Source organism: Kribbella sp. NPDC056861, from assembly GCF_040687575.1.
Classification (GTDB): domain Bacteria; phylum Actinomycetota; class Actinomycetes; order Propionibacteriales; family Kribbellaceae; genus Kribbella.
The window spans coordinates 717,868-736,142 of record NZ_JBFBNQ010000002.1 but is presented as its reverse complement, the minus strand read 5'-3'; the positions used below and the strand labels follow the sequence as shown (position 1 = coordinate 736,142).

The 18,275-nt window shown below is 69.4% G+C and carries 13 protein-coding genes and 1 riboswitch; of the genes, 2 read left to right on the top strand and 11 right to left on the bottom strand.

Annotated features, from left to right (window positions below):
- Positions 1-4 precede the first annotated feature (4 nt).
- Positions 5-1,384 carry a glycosyl hydrolase gene (locus AB0P21_RS10545; protein ID WP_363695475.1) on the top strand — a complete coding sequence of 460 codons (1,380 nt, stop codon included), beginning with the start codon at positions 5-7 and terminating at the stop codon, positions 1,382-1,384.
- Here the strand turns inward: AB0P21_RS10545 and AB0P21_RS10540 are convergent.
- The 3 genes from AB0P21_RS10540 to metE all read right to left on the bottom strand — a co-directional run bounded on the left by AB0P21_RS10540 (position 1,377) and on the right by metE (position 5,566).
- Positions 1,377-1,871, bottom strand: a complete 495-nt coding sequence (locus tag AB0P21_RS10540; RefSeq protein ID WP_363695473.1) for a GNAT family N-acetyltransferase — start codon at positions 1,869-1,871, stop codon at positions 1,377-1,379. The genes AB0P21_RS10545 and AB0P21_RS10540 overlap by 8 nt on opposite strands.
- Before the next feature lie 12 nt (positions 1,872-1,883).
- Positions 1,884-3,086 carry an ornithine--oxo-acid transaminase gene (gene rocD, locus AB0P21_RS10535; RefSeq protein ID WP_363695471.1) on the bottom strand — a complete coding sequence of 401 codons (1,203 nt, stop codon included), beginning with the start codon at positions 3,084-3,086 and terminating at the stop codon, positions 1,884-1,886.
- Between the two features lie 164 nt (positions 3,087-3,250).
- Entirely contained in the window at positions 3,251-5,566 is a 2,316-nt protein-coding gene (gene metE / locus AB0P21_RS10530) for a 5-methyltetrahydropteroyltriglutamate--homocysteine S-methyltransferase (protein WP_363695470.1), read from the bottom strand.
- A 131-nt stretch (positions 5,567-5,697) separates the two neighbouring features.
- Positions 5,698-5,911: riboswitch (cobalamin riboswitch) on the bottom strand.
- 87 nt (positions 5,912-5,998) lie between these two features.
- On the opposite strand from metE, the gene AB0P21_RS10525 reads away from it, so the two are divergent.
- Complete coding sequence (locus AB0P21_RS10525; protein ID WP_363695469.1) at positions 5,999-6,517, top strand: hypothetical protein; 519 nt, start codon at positions 5,999-6,001, stop codon at positions 6,515-6,517.
- Here AB0P21_RS10525 and AB0P21_RS10520 read toward each other — a convergent pair.
- The 8 genes from AB0P21_RS10520 to AB0P21_RS10485 form a co-directional block, all read right to left on the bottom strand.
- A complete protein-coding gene (locus AB0P21_RS10520; protein WP_363695467.1) occupies positions 6,514-7,812 on the bottom strand; it encodes an aspartate aminotransferase family protein in 1,299 nt (432 codons plus the stop codon). The genes AB0P21_RS10525 and AB0P21_RS10520 overlap by 4 nt on opposite strands.
- Positions 7,809-9,170: an aminotransferase class III-fold pyridoxal phosphate-dependent enzyme gene (locus AB0P21_RS10515; RefSeq protein WP_363695466.1), complete on the bottom strand. Its 1,362-nt coding sequence runs from the start codon at positions 9,168-9,170 to the stop codon at positions 7,809-7,811. Before AB0P21_RS10515 ends, AB0P21_RS10520 begins: the two co-directional genes overlap by 4 nt.
- Complete coding sequence (locus AB0P21_RS10510; protein WP_363695464.1) at positions 9,167-10,714, bottom strand: aldehyde dehydrogenase family protein; 1,548 nt, start codon at positions 10,712-10,714, stop codon at positions 9,167-9,169. The genes AB0P21_RS10515 and AB0P21_RS10510 overlap by 4 nt, the downstream gene beginning before the upstream one ends.
- A gap of 200 nt (positions 10,715-10,914) precedes the next feature.
- Positions 10,915-11,844 (bottom strand): ECF transporter S component, encoded by a 930-nt coding sequence (locus AB0P21_RS10505; RefSeq protein WP_363695463.1) that lies wholly within the window; start codon positions 11,842-11,844, stop codon positions 10,915-10,917.
- Positions 11,841-13,460 (bottom strand): ATP-binding cassette domain-containing protein, encoded by a 1,620-nt coding sequence (locus tag AB0P21_RS10500; protein ID WP_363695461.1) that lies wholly within the window; start codon positions 13,458-13,460, stop codon positions 11,841-11,843. The genes AB0P21_RS10505 and AB0P21_RS10500 overlap by 4 nt, the downstream gene beginning before the upstream one ends.
- Positions 13,457-14,554 carry an energy-coupling factor transporter transmembrane component T gene (locus AB0P21_RS10495; protein WP_363695460.1) on the bottom strand — a complete coding sequence of 366 codons (1,098 nt, stop codon included), beginning with the start codon at positions 14,552-14,554 and terminating at the stop codon, positions 13,457-13,459. Before AB0P21_RS10495 ends, AB0P21_RS10500 begins: the two co-directional genes overlap by 4 nt.
- Positions 14,551-15,567, bottom strand: coding sequence for a hypothetical protein (locus AB0P21_RS10490; RefSeq protein ID WP_363695459.1), 1,017 nt, complete (start codon positions 15,565-15,567; stop codon positions 14,551-14,553). The genes AB0P21_RS10495 and AB0P21_RS10490 overlap by 4 nt, the downstream gene beginning before the upstream one ends.
- The gene (locus AB0P21_RS10485) at positions 15,564-18,194 is read right to left on the bottom strand and encodes a prenyltransferase/squalene oxidase repeat-containing protein (protein ID WP_363695457.1); all 2,631 of its coding nucleotides are present in this window, start codon (positions 18,192-18,194) and stop codon (positions 15,564-15,566) included. Before AB0P21_RS10485 ends, AB0P21_RS10490 begins: the two co-directional genes overlap by 4 nt.
- Positions 18,195-18,275 lie beyond the last annotated feature (81 nt).

The following is an 18,275-nucleotide window of genomic DNA, read 5'->3' as shown; positions in this document are numbered from 1 at the left end:
ACAGGTGTACTTCCGCCCCAAAGTCATCGCCGCCCTGGCCGTGCTGGCGCTCGTGCCCGCACCCCAGGCCCAGGCCTTTCCGGCCACACCCAAACAGAACGTCATCAACTACCTGAGGTCGACCGCCGGCCAGGGCATCGTGTCCGGCCAGCACAACAAGGAACCGGCCGCCCTGCCGTCGCAGTACACGCAGCAGGTGAAGGACGTCACCGGCCTGTACCCCGGGCTGTGGGGTGGCGACATGATGTTCCGCGCCGACGACGTCAACAACCGGCAGCGCGTGATCGACCAGGCCAAGACCGAGTGGGCCAACGGGTCCCTGGTCGCCCTGACCTGGCATGCCTGCGCGCCGACCGTGGCCCGCACCTGTGAGTTCGAGGGCGGGGTGAAGAAGCAGCTCGGCGCCGGCCAGTTCCAGGAGATCGTCACCGGCGGCACCAACCTGAACAATGTCTGGCGCAGCCGGATGGCGGAGGTCGTTCCCTACCTGCGCCAGCTCAAGGACGCCGGTGTGCCGGTGCTGTGGCGGCCGTTCCACGAGATGAACGAGAGCTGGAACTGGTGGGGCAACCAGCCGGGCGCGAACGGCGGCGCCAAGATCTACCAGCAGATGAAGGACTACTTCGACAGCCAGGGCCTGGACAACCTGATCTGGGTCTGGAACGTGCAGGACAACCCGGCCGGCGGCTGGGCGAACTACTACCCGGGCGCCAACTACGTCGACGTGGTCTCGCTCGACGTCTGGTACAAGGGACTCCCCAGCACGAGCGACTACCAGCAACTGCAGAACATCGCCGGCACCAAGCCGATCGCGCTCGCCGAGATGGGCAAGGTCCCGACAGCCTCCCTGCTCAGCAGCCAGCCACGCTGGTCCTACTTCATGCTCTGGTCGGAACAACTCCGCGGCAGCAACACCGACGCCGAGATCCGTACTGCGTACGCCCTGCCCCGAGTGCTGAACCAGGGCGAGGTCGTCATCAGCGGCGGCACCAACCCGCAGCCAAGGACCGGCCAGATCACCGGAGTCGGCGGCAAGTGTGTCGACGTCGCCGGAGCCAGCACCACCAACGGCACCGCCGTCCAGCTCTGGGACTGCAACGGAGGCACCGCCCAACGCTGGACCATCGGCACCGACAACACAATCCGTGCCTTGGGCAAATGCCTCGACGTCACCAGTGGCGGAACAACGAACGGCACGAAGCTTCAACTCTGGGACTGCAACGGCAGCGGCGCCCAGCAGTGGCAGCAATCCGGCAACCAGCTCCGCAATCCGCAGTCAGGCCGCAACCTCGACGTACCTGGTGGCAACACGAGCAACGGCACCCGCCTGCAGATCTGGGACGCCAACACCAACCCCTGGCAGCAGTGGACGCTGCCTAGCTGAGGCGCAGCTCGTACTCGACCTGAGCGAGTGGGGTGCCATCACCGAAGTCCCGTTCGGTGGTGGCACCCGTCTCGGTGAAGCCTGACTTGCTGTAGAACCGGCGGGACTGCGGGGTGTCGCGCAACGTCCACAGGTGAACGCGATCGATGCCTTGGGCCCGCAATGCCTCCAGGGTCCCGGTCATCAGGGCCGCCGCGACGCCGGTGCCCCAGCCGTCCGGATGACCGTAGAAGCTGTAGAGCTCCGCCTCGCTCTCGGCGGTAGGCATGCTCCAGGAGAAGGCCAGCGCGCGACCGTCCACCTTGGCGACCAGCACCAGCCCTTCGGGGTCGGCGATCCGGTCGTGCCAGCGGTCCAGTCGTGAGCTGATCTGGCCGGCCGCGAACTCGGTATCGAAGAACGGCGCGTACGCCGCCTCCCAGGAGGCGGCATGCACGATGCCGATTGCTTCACCGTCGGCCGCGGTCGCGCGGCGTACCTCGATCATCTGCCCAGGATCTCAGCCCGCGAGGGCCTTGAGCGACAGGGTCAGCCGCTCGGTCATCCAGTCGAGATCGTCGGTGGTGATCACCAGCGGCGGAGACAGCCGGATGGTCGAGCCGTGCGTGTCCTTCGCCAGTACGCCGTGCTCCGCGAGTTGCTCGCACAGCGCACGGCCGCTCCCGAGCGCCGGGTCGAGATCCAGCCCGGCCCACAGACCGTGCACCCGCAGCCCGGCGAGGCCGTGAGCCTGCAGAGGCTCCAACCGGTCGCGCAGCTCCTGCTCCATCGCGAGCGCGTGCTCCTGCAGGTCACCCGGCTCGAGCAGCTTGATGACGGCCCGCCCGATCGCCACCGCCAGCGGGTTCCCGCCGAAGGTGCTGCCGTGCGTGCCGGGGGTGATGACATCCATCACCGCACGGTCGGTGACGACGGCCGACAGCGGCATGATGCCGCCGCCGAGCGCCTTGCCGAGGACATAGACATCCGGTACGACGCCCGCCCGCGAGCTCGCGAAGGTGGCGCCGGCCCGGCCGAGACCGGACTGGATCTCGTCGGCCATCATCAGCACCTGGTTCCTGGTGCAGACCTCGCGGACCGCGGCCAGGTAGCCGGCCGGCGGGACGACCACACCGGCCTCACCCTGCACCGGCTCGATCAGGACGGCGACCGTGGTCTCGTCGATCGCGGCCTCCAGCGCGGCGGCGTCGCCGTACGGGACGGAGCGGAAGCCGGGCGTGTACGGGCCGTAGTTGTCGTGGGCCTCGGTGTCGCCGGAGAAGCTGATGATGCTGATGGTCCGGCCATGGAAGTTGCCGTCAGCAACGATGATGGTGGCTTCGCCGTCCGGCACGCCCTTGACCAGGTAGCCCCAGCGGCGGGCCAGCTTGAGCGCCGTCTCGACCGCCTCGGCGCCGGAGTTCATCGGCAGCACCGCGTCCTTGCCGGACAGCGCGGCGAGCTCGGCGCAGAACGGGCCGAGCTGGTCGTGGTGGAAGGCTCGGCTGGTCAGCGTGACCCGGCCGAGCTGCTCAGTGGCGGCGGCGATCAGCGCCGGGTGCCGGTGGCCGAAGTTCAGCGCGGAGTAGCCGGCCAGGCAGTCCAGGTACCGCCGCTCCGAGGTGTCGGTGACCCAGACGCCTTCCGCCGCCGCCACCGTAACCGGCAGCGGGTGGTAATTGTGCGCGCCATAGGTCTCTTCGAGCACGATCGGGTCAGTCACAGGTCAGCCTTTCGGTCACGGAGCTCGGACCTGGCCGAGCTTAGGGGGCGACCGCGCTGCTGAGGAGGCCGAGGTGCAGATTGTCCGACATTCGGTCAATCTGCTGAGACCAGAAGACCGGGACCAGCCTTCCGACAAAGGCTGGTCCCGGTCGGTCAGAGGGGTCAGGACGGCAGTTCGTCCCGTACCGCGCGCGCCGCGGCCACCAGGTTCTGCAAGGAGTCGCGAACCTCCGCCCAGCCCCGCGTCTTCAGCCCGCAGTCGGGGTTGACCCACAGCCGCTCGGCCGGGATCGCGGCCAGGCCCTTCTGCAGCAGCGACACGATCTCGGGTGTGCCGGGCACGCGCGGCGAGTGGATGTCGTAGACACCCGGTCCGACCTCGCGGGGATAGCCGGCATCGCTCAGCTCATGCGCGACCTGCATATGCGACCGGGCTGCCTCCAGGCTGGCCACGTCGGCGTCCATCTCGTCCAGCGCGTTCAGGATGTCGCCGAACTCGACGTAACACATGTGCGTATGGATCTGGGTGTCCGCCCGCACGCCACTGGTGCTCAGCCGGAACACCTCGGTGCCCCAGGCCAGGTACGCCGCGCGATCGGCCTGCCGCAGCGGCAGGGTCTCCCGGAGGGCCGGCTCGTCCACCTGGATCACCGCGGCGCCGGCCGCCTCCAGGTCGTTGACCTCGTCGCGCAGCGCGAGCGCGACCTGGCGAGCCGTGTCGCTGCGCGGCTGGTCGTCGCGGACGAACGACCAGGCGAGCATCGTCACCGGCCCGGTCAGCATGCCCTTCACCGGCCGATCGGTCTGCGACTGCGCGTACTGCCACCAGCGCACGGTCATCGGCTCCGGTCGCGAGATGTCTCCCGCGAGCACCGGCGGCCGCACGTACCGGGTGCCGTACGACTGGACCCAGCCGTGTTGCGTTGCGAGATACCCGTCCAGCTGCTCCGCGAAGTACTGGACCATGTCGTTGCGCTCGGGTTCGCCGTGCACGAGCACGTCCAGCCCGGCCTTCTCCTGGAAGGCGAGCACCTCCCGGATCTCCGCCTGGATCCGCTCGTCGTACTCCGGGACGCCGATCCGCTCGGCCCGCAGCTCGGCCCGCGCGGTGCGCAGCTCGTTGGTCTGCGGGAACGACCCGACCGTGGTGGTCGGCAGCAAGGGCAGTCCCAGGCGCGCTCGCTGGGCCACACTCCGTTCCCCGTACGGCGTCGCGCGGCGACTGTCCGCCGCGGTCACGCCGGTCAGCCGGTCGCGGACCTCACTGCGGTTGGTCAGCGCCGACCCGGCTCGCGCGTCGTGCGCCGCGCGGTTGGCGGCGAGCTCGGTCGCGATCGCCTCGGTGCCCTCGGTGATGCCGCGAGTCAGGGTGACGATCTCGGCCGTCTTCTGGCGCGCGAAAGCCAGCCAGGGCAGGACTTCCGGATCGAGATCCGTCTCGGCGGCGACGTCCAGCGGCACGTGCAGCAACGAGCTGGACGAGCTGACGTCGACCCGATCGGCCAGCCCCAACAGGGTGGCCAGCGTGGAGAGCGACTTGGACAGATTGTTGATCCAGATGTTGCGGCCGTTGACGACACCCGCGACCAGCCGCTTGCCGCGCAGCCCGCCGACCGAGGCCAGTGCGTCGAGGTTGGCCTCGGCGGGTCCGGTGAAGTCGATCGCGAGACCTTCGACCGGAGCCTTCGCCAGGACGGGGAGGGCTTCGCCGAGGCGGTCGAAGTACGAGGCGATGAGGAGCTTCGGGCGATCGGTGAGGTTGCCGAGCGTCGCGTAGGCACGCGCTGTGGCGTCCAGTTCGTCGGTCGTGCGGTCCTGGATGAGCGCGGGCTCGTCCAGTTGCACCCACTCGGCGCCGGCGGCCCGCAGGTCGGCCAGCACCTCGGCGTACACGGGGAGGAGTTGGTCGAGCAGTGAGAGCGGCTCGAAGCTGTCGGCGACGCCCGGAGCGGGCTTGGCCAGCAGGAGATAGGTGACCGGGCCGACGAGGACCGGGCGGGCAGCGAGGCCGAGCGCGACGGCTTCCTGCAGCTCGGTGACCTGCTTGGTGGAGTCGGCCGTGAAGACGGTGTCCGGGCCGAGCTCCGGGACCAGGTAGTGGTAGTTCGTGTCGAACCACTTCGTCATCTCCAGCGGCGCCACCTCTTGGGTGCCGCGGGCCATTGCGAAGTAGCCGTCCAGTGGGTCGGCGGCGACGGCCGAGCGGTGCCGCTCGGGGATCGCGCCGACCAGGGCGGTGGTGTCGAGCACGTGGTCGTAGTACGAGAAGTCGCCGGTGGGGACCTCGTCGATGCCGTCGGCGGCGAGTCGCCGCCAATTGGCCACGCGCAGGTCCTTCGCGGTCTGCCGGAGGGCGTCCGCGCTGACGCTGCCCTTCCAGTAGCCCTCGATGGCCTTCTTCAGTTCACGGTTGGGACCTTGCCGGGGGTAGCCGTACACGGTGGCCCGTGCTGCCGCGGCTGCGGACTTGCTGGTCAAGCGTCTCTCCTTCGTGAGGCGTCTCGTCGGACCAGGCGACTCGCGGAAGGGGAACAGCAGACACGGACCGTCGAATGGTCACATGCGCGCCGCGACCTTCCCACGAGGTCACCGAGGTCGACCACGAACGCTGAGCGTCCATGGGCAGTGGCAGGTCTTCGGACTCGCGGGCACGTCTGTTGCCAGACACCTAGTGGCCGTCGCTTCCCAGGTCCGCAAGGACCCAGTGCTGATGACGGCGGTCGTTCCCACTCACCGCTGCGGGGCAGTCCCGGAATCACACCGGGTTCCCTCTTACGACGTCCTACCTGGCGGGCAGGACGAACCAACTGCGATCACCACAGTACCCGCTGGAGTTGCTCTCGAGATGCGGGCTGCACAGTTTTTGCATAAGTTAGGCACTCAGTCGATCGGTGAGAAGGGTGGGGCCCGATGAAGGTTCGGCGAATACTGGCGGGGTTGGCCACGGTGGCGGCGCTCGCCGTCGCACTGGTGCCGGCCACGGTCGAGGACGCACCGGCGGAGGCGGCCGTCACCCGGTTGGGCAGCGCGGGGTACTGCCCGAACGCCAACGGCGTGACCGTGATCGTCGACTACCAGGGCCTCGGCGGGGCGACCGAGATCCGTTGTGCGCCGGGCGATCAGACCACGGGGCTGGCCGCGCTGGAGAACGCCGGGTTCGTCGTCACCGGCACCAACCGGTGGGGCAAGGCCTTCATCTGCCGGATCAACGGCAAACCGACCGCGGCCACCGAGCCGTGCGTCAACACGCCGCCGGCCAGCGCGTACTGGTCGTACTGGCACGCGCCGAACGGCGGCAGCTGGACCTACAGCCAGTCCGGCGCCTCCGCCCGCAAGCCTCCGCTCGGCAGCTTCGAGGGCTGGTCCTTCTCCCAGAACGCGGGCCCGACCACCAACCCGCCGCCGCGGGTGGCGCCGGTCCGCCCCTAGGTCACCTGCCGTACTGCGATCGCCGTGCGCTCAGCAAGCTCCGCGACCTGAGCGTCGGTGATCACCAGCGGTGGCCCGAGCAGGACGAGGTCGCCGGAGACGCCATCGGCACAGCCGGTGGAGTGGTAGAGCAGCACACCTGCTTCTTTGCCTGCAGCGACTATTCGCTCGGCGACGCGATCGGCCCGTGCGTACGGCGTACGGGTTGGTCGGTCGGCGACGAGTTCGACCGCGCAGAGCAGCCCGAGACCGCGGATGTCGCCGACGGCCGGGTGATCGCCCAGCTCTGCTTCGAGTGCCGACTTGAGGGCTGCACCTTGTCTGGCTGAGGCTGCGATCAGGTCGCGCTTCTGCAGCACCTTCAGTACTGCGTGCCCGGCCGCCGCGCCAACGACGTGGTGCGAGTAGGTGAAGCCATGGGTGAAACCGGCGATCTTCTCGTGCACCTCGCCACTGCAAGCAGCGAAGCCGAGTGGCCAGTAACCCGACGCCGCGCCCTTGGCGGCGACCAGGATGTCCGGCCGCACCTCCCAATGCTCACAGGCGAACCACTTCCCGGTCCGCCCGAAGCCGGTCATCACCTCGTCGGCGATCACCAGTACGCCGTACCGGCGGCAGACCCCGGTGATCGCGGGCCAGTAGTCGTCGGGCGGCACGCAGGCACCGAGCGCTGCACCCGAGATCGGCTCGGCAATGAAGGCCGCGACATTTTCCGGGCCCTCGGCAAGGATCAGCGCTTCGAGCTTCTCCGCATGCTGCTGGCCACAGCCTTCGGGGTGCGTCGGGAACTCGCACCGATACTCGTACGGCGTCGTGGTGTGCCGCGCGGATCCCAGCCACGGAAGATACGGCGCCCGCAGCCCGGGCCGCCCGGAAACGTCTAGCGCGCCCCGAGTGTTGCCGTGATACGCGCCCTGTCGGCCGATCACCACAGACCGATCCTCACCCCGGGCCAGGTGGTAGGCGCGTGCCATCTTCAGCGCGGTCTCGACCGCTTCGCTGCCGCCGGACACCGGATAGATGTGCGGATCGTCGACGGGTAGCAGGGGAGCCAGTGCGGCGGCGTAGTTCTCCAGCGCGGCGGAGGCGAAGGCGGTGCCGTGCGCATAGGAGACCAGCTTGGACTGCTGGGCGATCGCCTCTCCGACCTCCTCGACGCCGTGCCCGATGCCGACCACGATCGCGCCGCCCGAGCCGTCGAGGTACCGGCGGCCGGTGGTGTCGAACAGCAGTGCGCCGGAGCCCCGTGCAACAACCGGAAGGTCGTTGCCCGGGGCCCGAGAGAACACGGTCATCCGGCGACCGCGGCGCCGAACAGCTCCAGCGCGGTCTGCGCCTCGGCCGCCGACACCACCAGCGGCGGCGACATCCGGATCGAGCTCTCGCCGCACTCGAGCACCAACAGGCCACGCTCGAACGCACGCTGCTGGACCTCGGCCGCCTGCTCCGCGGTACGGAACTCGACGCCGATCATCAGGCCGAGACCGCGGACGTCGACGATCTGCTCGGGGAACTTCTGCTGCAGCTCACGCAGGCCGGTCATCAACTGCTTGCCGATGGTGTCAGCGTTGGCGAGCAGCCCTTCCTCCTGGATCACCTCGAGAGTCGCCAGCCCGGCCGCGCACGGGATCGGGCTACCGCCGTACGTCGAACCGTGGGCGCCGGCCGGCCAGCTCTCCATCAGCTCTGCCCGGGCCATGAACGCGCCCAGCGGCAAGCCGGAGGCGAGACCCTTGGCGCTGATCAGGACATCCGGCTCGACGTCCTGGTGTTCGATCGCCCACATCTTGCCGGTGCGTCCCGCGCCGGACTGGACCTCGTCGGCGACCAGCAGGATGCCGTGCCGGTCGCACAGCTCGCGCAGCCGGGTCATCCAGCCGGCCGGCGGCACCAGGTACCCGCCCTCACCCTGGATCGGCTCGACGAAGATCGCCGCCACCTCGCTGGGGGAGACCTGGTAGCGGAAGAGGGTGTTCTCCAGGTAGTCGAAGGTCGCGTCCTCGTCGTGGACCGGCGCACCCGTGATCGGGTCGCGGCCGTTGAACGCGTACGGCGCGTGCAGCACGCCGGGCAGCAACGGACCGAAACCCTTGTGGTACTTCGCCTTCGAGGCGGTCAGGGTGACCGCTCCCATGCTGCGGCCATGGAAGGCGCCGAAGAAGCTGATCACGTACGGGCGGCCGGTCGAGTACCGGGCGAGCTTGAGCGCTCCTTCGACAGCCTCGGCGCCGGAGTTGCTGAGGAACACCCGGACCGGGTCGCTCATCGGTGCGGTCGCGGCGAGTGCCGAGCACATCTCCGAGTAGATCGGCAGGTAGAAGTCGCTGGCCGAGTAGTGCAGGAGGGTCTCGGTCTGCTGCTTGACGGCCTCGACGACGCGCGGGTGGCAGTGGCCGGTGGAGTTGACCGCGATGCCGGCGTTGAAGTCGAGGAAGAGGTTGCCGTCGGCATCCTCGATCGCCAGGCCGTGGCCGCGCTGGGGGACCAGCGGGTAGGCGCGCGGGAGAGAACGGCTGGTGATGGCGAGGTCGCGCTCGACGATCGCGGCGGAGAGCGGGCCGGGCAGGGCGGTGCGGACGTCGGGGAGCGGTCGGTCGGCCAGCCAGTCGGGGCGTACTTGGACAGACTTGCCCGGAGAGATCGTCGCGGTCATCGGGTTACCACCGTTCGGGACTGTTCGCGGAGGAACTGCTGGACGTAGTACAGGCCGCCACCGGCCTTGCCGGAGGTGCCGGAGCCCTTCCAGCCGCCGAACGGCTGGACCCCGGGCCAGGCGCCGGTGGTCGCGCCGGCGGCTCGGTTCACGTAGACGACGCCGGCTTCGATCCGGTCGAGGAACTGGTCGACCTCGGCGTCGTCGGCGGAGAAGAAACCCGCGGTCAGCCCGAGGTCGGTGTCGTTGGCGAGGGTGAGCGCCTCGTCGAGCGAGTCGACCGGGACGACGGCGACGAACGGGACGAACAACTCGTCGCGCAGCAGCCGGTCGTCCGCGGGGAGACCGGTGACGACGGTCGGCTGGACGTAGTTGCCGTCGATCACGTTGCCACCGGCCACGATCTGGCCGTGCTCGCGGGTGTGCGCGACGGCGGCCAGGAACCGCTGGACGGCGGCGGGGTCGATCACCGGGCCGACGAAGGTGTCGCGGGCGGTCGGATCACCGACCACCACCGACTTCGCCTTCTCTGCCAGGGCGGCGACGAAGGGTTCGAAGACCTCGCGCTGCACGTAGACCCGGGAGCAGGCCGAGCACTTCTGGCCGGAGAAACCGAAGGCGGAGCGGGCGATCCCGGCCGCGGCGAGGTCGAGATCGGCCTGCGCCGACACGATGGCGGCGTTCTTGCCGCCCATCTCGCAGACCACCGGCTTCGGGTACGACGTGGCGAAGCTGCGGTAGATCGACATGCCGACCTGGTACGAGCCGGTGAAGGTCAGCCCGGCCACGTCCGGATGCGCGACCAGCAGCCCGCCGACCACGTCACCACCCGGCAGGACGTTGAAGACGCCGGCCGGCAGCCCGGCGTCACCGAGGCATTCGGCCAGCTTGGCGGCGGTGAAGGATCCCTGCGGGCTGGGCTTGAGGACGACCGTGTTGCCGGCGACGAGCGCTCCACCGGCGGGGCCGGCGGCCAGCGCCATCGGGAAGTTGAACGGGCTGATCACGCCCCAGACGCCGTACGGGCGGAGCACGCTGGTGGTCTGCTCGGCGTCGGAGAGCTGCTCCATCGGGCGGACGAAGCCGTTGTTGTCCTCGACCTGACGGCAGTAGTAGCGGATCAGGTCGGCGGACTCCTCGACGTCGCCGAGGGCCTCCAGCCGGTTCTTGCCGACCTCCAGGCTCATCAGCGCGGCGAGCTCGTTGGAGCGTTCGCTGATCAGGTCGGCGGCCTTGCGCAGTACGGAGATCCGTTGCTGCCAAGGGGTTGCGGCCCAGCTGGTCGCGGCGCGTTTGGCCGCGGCGACAGCGTCGTCGACGTCGGCGGCGGCCGCGCTCTTGACGGTGCAGAGCAGCAATGAGGGGTCGCCGGGGCTGGTCACCTCGAACGCGTCGCCACCGGGACGGGCGACGCCGTCGATGGTCGGGGTGAGGGTCGCGCCCAGCCAACTACGGGCCTCGTCGAGACCCTTGTCGTAGGCCGCGTGCAGGTCTTCGTTGTCGGCGGTCAGAGTGGCGTAGGTGACGCGGAATTTCTCGGTCATGAATGCTCCTTCGCGGAGTGGCCGGAGATCGGGGGACGCGCAGAAGCCCACCGACCGCGAAGCGGGTCGATGGGCTGACGTGAGGGCCTTAGCCGGGGGGAAGCAGAGTGAGCGGCTTGAGGGAACCAGCGAGTCGCATGAGACGGTCCCCTTCCTGATAGCGCCTGCTCACCTGTCCCGGCCTTTATAGCACCGGTTGCCTACTCGGTGCGGTGATGCGCCTCACGGGGTCTGGGGCCGAACGTGCCCTTGACACCGAACGACGCGCGATGGGCGGTCCGGCGGAGGGTGGCCAGTACCGCGGGGCCGAGCAGCAGGATCGCCACCGTGTTGGTGATCGCCCGGCCGGTGTCCCAGCCGCCGGTGGAGGTGAGCAGAGTGAAGACCGCGAACCGGTGCAGGTTGTCGAGCACCGGGGCGCCGGCGATGTAGGAGATGCCGCCGTCGTGGTACGGCACCTCGGCGTGCGTGATGAACGGCCAGAACCAGAGGTTCATCAGGAAGCCGAAGGCGTAGGCGACAAAGATGCCGTAGGCAACGAGCATGGCGATCTCGCCCTTGCCGCGGATCCTGCGGGGCAGCAGTCCGGCGCCGAGACCGATCCAGGCCGAGCAGATCATCTGGAACGGCAGCCACGGTCCGACGCCGGCGGTGAGCAGCGCGGAGGCGAACAACGACGTACAGCCGAGCAGGAAGCCGAAGCCTGGGCCGAAGACCCGGCCGGCCAACACCAGCAGGAAGAACACCGACTCGATTCCGGCGGTGCCGGCGCCGAGGGTCGGTCTGAGTGCGGCGTTGACCGCGGACAGCACGCCGAGGATGGCGAGTGCTTTGGAGTCGAGTCCGCCTTCGGACAGCTCTGCCAGGACGACCATCACCAGCACCGGCAGGATTACCACGAAGATGAAGGGCGCATCGCTGGCGTGCTGCATCGGTGCCGGCTCGACCTTGGTGAGCAGAGGCCAGAGGAACATCATCAGGCCGGCCACAGAGGCGAGCACCAGGACCACCGCAGAGCGTGGACCAACCTTGATCGCCCCGGTCCGCAAGCCGGTCGCGCCTGGCGGCGCGACCGGCTTGCGGGTAGCGGAGGGGCGGGCGGCTGCCGCTGCATCTCGGCTGCGCCTCATGCGCTGACCTCGCTTGTTTCCAGGGCTGATTGCACTGCGTCGACTGTGAGCCAGGGGGCCGGGGCAAGGATCTTGGCCACCTGGGGAGCAAAGGCTGGGGAGGCGCTGACCACCTCGGCGGTCGGGCCGTCGGCAACTATCTCGCCTTCGGCCATCACAACGACGCGGTCTGCGGTGGCGGCGACGAACTCGACGTCGTGGGTGGCGACAACGACCGTGTGACTGTGCAGGGCGAGGTCGCGGATCACCCCACGCAGGCGAGCCTTGGCGGCGTAGTCGAGGCCGCGGGTGGGTTCGTCGAGCAGGACGATTCTGGGTGCGGCTGTCAGTTGGATCGCGAGCACGAGTGAGAGGCGTTGGCCCTCCGACAGGTCGCGGGGGTGCCGCTTGTCGGAGATGTCGGGGACGATTCGGTCCAGCAGGGTGCGGCAGGTGCCTGGCGTGGCGCCGGATTCGCGGTCGGCGGCGGCGCATTCGTCGGCGACGGACTCGAGGTACAGCAGGTCGCTGGGTGACTGCGGGACCAGACCGACCTTCTTGCGGGACTCACGTCGTTTGAGGGTCTTCGGATCCTTGCCGTCCACCTCGACCGAGCCGCCTTGGCGTGGGCCGGCTCCATGGACTGCCCAGAGCAGAGATGACTTGCCGGAGCCGTTGCGGCCCATCATCGCGGTGACCTCACCCTTGTGGAGGGTGAAATCGACACCACGAACCGCCACGACCTCGCCGTAGCGGACCACGATCTTGCGAGCAGTGAGCGACTTCTCCACCAGTTGATCTGACGTAGTTGTTGGAGGTTTGAATGGAGCGAGCTGTTCGCGGAGGGGACCGGCGACTCGGCGGGCGTCGCGGACCGACAGGGGAAGTGGCGACCAGCCGGCGAGGCGACCCAGTTCGACGATGGGCGGGGCGACGGACGACGTGCGCAGTACCTCGGCGGGGTCGCCGGAGATAACCGAGCCGTCGCCCGGGAGGTAGAGCAGCCGGTCTGCGTACTGGACTACGCGTTCCATCCGGTGTTCGGCGACGACCACCGTGACGCCCAGGTCGTGGACCAGGCGGGTGATGGCGGCCAGCACGTCTTCGGCTGCGGTGGGGTCGAGGGCGGAGGTGGGCTCGTCCAGAACAAGAACGCGCGGGTGGCTGGTGAGGACCGCTCCGATGGCGACGCGTTGTTGCTGACCGCCCGAAAGAGTGCGCAGTGGTCGACGGCGAAGCTCCGCGATGCCCAGCAGGTCAAGGGTTTCCTCGACTCGCTTGCGCATCGTTGCCGACGGCACCGCGAGTTGCTCCATGCCGTAGGCAAGCTCTTCCTCGACGGTATCGGTGACGAAACCCGACAATGGATCCTGCCCGACCACGCCGACGAGATGCGCGAACTCGCGCGGTGGGCGGCTGCTGGTCGGGATGCCGTCGACGGTGACCTCGCCGTCCAGATGGCCGCCGGTGAAGTGCGGAACCAGTCCGTTGATCGCGCCAAGCAAGGTGGACTTCCCGGTCCCGGTGCGGCCGGTGAGCAGGCAGAGCTCGCCCTCGGGAATGGTGAGGTCCACGTCAGCGAGCACTGGCGTAGTACTGCCGGGGTAGGTGATACCGACGTTCTCGAAGCGGATCACGAGGCCTGCTCCTCCATCTCGTAGGCAGGTCTTGGCACCAGCCAGGCGGGCAGTACGGCGATCAGCACCCCCACTGCGGGGAGCAGATCGACCACCGGCCAGGTCAGTGGGCGCAGCGAAGGGTTCAGGTTGGCCGGGTCGACAGTGCTGCTGCGATAGAGCAACACGCCTGCCGCGAGTCCACAGACGGCGGCGACGATCTCGGCCAGCCGCCAGTGATCCGGCCGGTAGCTCGACCGGTGCACGCGCCGACCCGCCGAGATCATGCCGACCGCGGCGATCACCACCCCGGCCGCGAGCATCGGCATCGCGAGGTACCGCGGGGTGGTGCCGTCCAGTACGCCGTACACGCCGACGCAGATGCCGGCGAGACCGACGATGAGGAAAGCGCCGGTGGTGACGCGAGCCCCGCCGGTCAGTGCACCGGATCGGCCGTAGCCCCGACTGTCCATTGCCGCTGCCAAGCGCAACGACCGGTCGAGTGCGTCCTCCAGTACCGGAATCGCGACCGCTCGGAAGGTGCGGATGCCCTTCTCGGTGCTGCCGCGCAAGCTGCGGGCGCGGCCGACCCGGACGACGCTCTCGGCGAGCTGCGGAAAGACGGAGACCGCGACGACGACGGCCGAGCCGACCTCGTACAGGGCGGACGGCACCGACTTCAGCAGCCGCTTGGGGTTGGCGAGGGCGTTGGCGGCGCCGACGCAGATCACCATGGTGGCGAGCCGGAGGCCGTCGAAAGCGCCGCCCAGCAGGGATTCCACGGTGACCTGACCGAACAACCGGATACCGGCGGCCCAGGCGGGTAGCGGGATCTCGGGCAGGGTGAAGAGGATGTTGTCGCCTTCGCCGCCGCCGAAGATGATCCGGTAGACGACTCGCATCGTGACGATGAACGCGCCGAGGATCAGGTACATCCGGAAGGCGAGTGCCCAGGGAGCGTCGCTTCTCCGGCTCACCACGACATAGGTGGTGACGGCGAGGATCAGCGCGAGCAGCAGCGGGTTCGTCGTACGGCTGGCGGCTGTGGCCAGGCCGAGCGCCCAGAACCACCAGGCGGCGGGGTGGAGGGAGCGAGGGAGCCAGTAGGCGCTCACGTGCGCGGGCGGCGTCGGTGCTGCGCGGTGAGGAACGCAGCGGCGAGCAGGATCAGTACTGCGAAGCCGGTCAGCACTGTGCTGGTCGGTATGCCCTTGGGGACGTCGCTGGAGGCTGCTACCTCGCCGCCGGACCAGGCGACGTCGCCGCTGCCTGAGTCATCAGTGGGACTTCGCGGGTCACCTGACGTGGGGCTCTGATTGCGGGGGAGACCCGGGGGGAGGGTGCTGCTGGTTGTGGGGAGGACGCCGGGTGCCGTGGTCGACGGTCGGCCGGTGGTCGGGTTGTTGCTGGGTTGGGTGTTGCTCTGGTTCTGGTTGTTGCCGGGGATGGTGACTGTGCTGCCGGGGTCGTCCTGCCCGTTGGTGGGGGCGCTGGGCTGGCTGGGCTGCGGGCCTTGCGTCTCACCCGGGTCATTGCTGGTCGGGCGCTGGGACGGCTGCTTCGTCGGCTGCGGTTGGGGCGCGCTGCCTGGCCGCCGGGGAGTGATCCGCGGCTTCGGGTTCGTGTCGGCCGAGGCGTTCAGCGAGAAAGACCAGCCTTCGAACCCACCGCGAAGCGCCTCCCTGTTCTTCACTCCCCACTGGCTGTACTGCCACTGCCCACCGTTCGACGCGTGCCAGTAGGACCAGTATCCCGACGCTGGAGGCGTGTCGATACAGGACTCCTTGTAGTTCTCGCGCCCCTTGACCGGGAGCACCTCGTTCGCCCCCGGCCGCCCTTCCAGCCGGCAGATGAACGCCTCACCCCAGCGTCGCGTCCCGTCCAGTTCGATCCCTGCGTCGAGCAGCGCGGAGTGCCCGGTGAACCCGCGGCCTACCGGCCCGGGAGCGCACCGCACGATCGTCGTACCGCCCAGTGCCTGGAAGTCGATGACCACGGTCACGCCTTCGTCCGTCGGGCAGAAGCCGGGCTTGCCGTGCCCGGGATCGACCTGCGGTGTAGCAACAGCAGTCAGCGGTGCGGCAACCACCAGGCCGGCAAGCAGTACTGCGAACAGCCGCGCCCTCACTGGTTCACCCTTCGACGGGCCATGAGCCAGCCGAGCGACGCGCCACCCGCAACCAGTACGAGAGCGAGCAGGATCCACAGCGGCCACCGGCCGAGACCCGTGTCCACTGTCGCGGCCGCCTGCTTGGTGTTCTGGTCGGACGTGAACGGCGCTGTAGCCACCCGGTCGAGCACCGACTGGTCGACTGTCAGCAGCGACCCACCGGCCGATGCCACCATGGCGGGCACCGTCGCACCGCGATCACTCGGCCCACCCGGCTGGACCGGGAACGAGCCATCAGGCCGAGCAGCGGCCGACAGCCGCTGCTGCGACGCGCCAGTGTCAGCTCCGGCCGCCTTCAACGCCGCAATGGCTGCCGCGGTCGCAGCCACGTTCGGCTGACCGGCCAGCTGCCAGCCACCGCTCCAGGCGCCGTCCGCGTCTCGCCGATCGGTCAGCGCCTTCAGCGCCCGACTCAGCGGCACCTGTACTGCGGCCGCGTCGGCATCGCCGTGTTTCGCGTTCAGCGCCTGGAGAGCGAGCGCAGTACTGGTGATGTCGCCCGTCTGACACTTCTGCTCGGCCGGCCCGAACTGCGCCGGGAACGAGCCGTCCCCACACTGCTGCCGGAGCAGCCCGTCCCGTGCCTTCTTCGCATCGTCGCCACGACCGACAGCGGTCAGCGCCAGTACGCCGTACGCCTGGCTGACCAGGTTGGACTGGTCACCGAGTTTGCTCTGGTCGGTGATCCGCCCGTCCGGCTGGATCCGGCCGGCCAGCTCCCCGGCGAGATCGTTGCCAACGGCATCTTTAGTGGTGAGGGCGAGCAGCAGCACGGTCTTGGCCAGCGGACCGGCGTACCGGGCCTGGTCGTCCTCGTACGGCGCACCGCGGGTGTACGCCGCGAGCGAGTCGGGATGGGTGATCAGCGAGGTGATGCTGCCGAGCGTGTCGGGCAGCTTCCCGGCTTGCCGCAGGGCCAGGCCGAGGTCGACGGTGCCGTCATAGTCGACATAGCGCTTTCCGTCGCGATCGACCTCGAGGTGGTTGGCGCCGACCAGTTGCGTCTGCAGGTACGTCGCTGTGCTGTCCGCGCCGGGACTGCTGGTCTGGGTCGATGCGGGCGGCGTCGTCGGGGCCGTGGTCGGTGGGATGACCGGTGTGGGGGTCACAGTCACGGTCGGCTGTGGCTGCTGACGGGGGAGAGCCGGCGCGGTCGGCATGACGACCACCGTGTTGGTCCGGGTCGTTGTTGCTCGGGGGAGCGGCGGTGCCGTCAAGGTCCGGGTGGTGGTGCGGCCGGGCTTCGGCACGAGCTTGGTGACAGTCGGCGTCGAGGTCGGGCGCTGGGTCACAGTCGCCGTCGCAGTCCGTGTGGCAGTTGCTGTGGCCGTAGCCGTCGCGGTGACCGTCACGGTCGGCGTGGGAACCGTCGGAGGTGTCGTCGGCGGGTTCGGATCGGTCCAGGCCAGGTCGGCGAAGGGGATCGGCGCCAACGCGAACACTGCCTGCGGAGTCGACCGGCGCCATTGGTCGACACCGATGCCCAGTCCGTTGGCGATGCCGTCGGCAAGCGAGTCGCCGTTGTAGGCGATCGCGCCGATATCGGGGACCGCCGGGCCGGTGCCTGCGTTCGCGGCGGTCAGTTGCATGCCTTCGACCCAAGCGGTCGCGCGCGCCGCCTGCTGCGTCCTGCCGTCGCCGACTAGTGCCTGCGCGATCAGCCCGGTGCTGTTGGAGTTCGAGCCTTCCGTGGACACGCCGCCGCCGAAGGAGCCGTCCGGCTTCTGCACGGACATGAGCCAGGTGCTGGCGCGGGCGATGGCCTGGTCGATCCCACCGATGCCGTAGGCCTGCGCGGTCATCAGCGCCTGGACGGCCATCGCCGTACCGTCGCCGTCCGGGGCGCCCCCGGCTTCGTCGCAGGTCTTCAGGTCGTTGTAGAACATCCGGAAGTAGCCGTCGCTGCACTGTTGCCGCAGGAGGTACGTCACTGCCGACTCCGGTACGCCGCCCGAGCGGGCCAGCCCGATCACCGCGAGCGACTGGCTGAAGATGTTGGTGTCGTCGCCCCCTGTCGCCTTGTCGCGGAGCCTGCCTTGCTCGACGCCGGCGTCCTGACCCGCGATCAGGTCCAGCGTTTCCTGCCGCATGTTCCGGCCGCCGAAGTTGGTGACGTCCTTGCCCGCGGTCACGGCGGACAGCAGCACCTTCGCGGTGGCGCCGGCGATCCGTGCCTCGGGGTCGGGGTACCAGCCGGGACCCGCGTAGTCGGGCACATGGGTCTGGACGGCGTTGACCACCTGCGCGATCACCGTTGGATCGGCCTCGGCGGCGATCAGGCCCCACTGGGTGTCGATCGTCAGGCCCCAGTCGGGGCCCGCGAAACCGGGGATCGCGCCGTCGACGAGCTGGCCTGCCATCCACTGGGCGGCAGCTGTAGCGCCGGCGGTGGCGGCAGTCGTCGCGGGCGCTGCCTGCATGGTCTGCGGTGCCCGCGCTGCCTGCGCTGCCCGCGCTGCCCGCGCGGCTTGGGCGGTCTGCGCGGCTGGTGCGCTCTGCGCTGCTTGGGCGGGCAGGGCCGTAGTACCGGTGAGCAGTAGGGCGGAGGCGGCGAGTGCTGACGACCAGCGAGCGGTGGTGCGCATGGGACCTGGCTTCGGGGCGGGCGGCCGAGGACGGTGGTCCAGCCGCAGCCCGCTCGTCGCCCCGGCGCGCGCGTCGGCGCA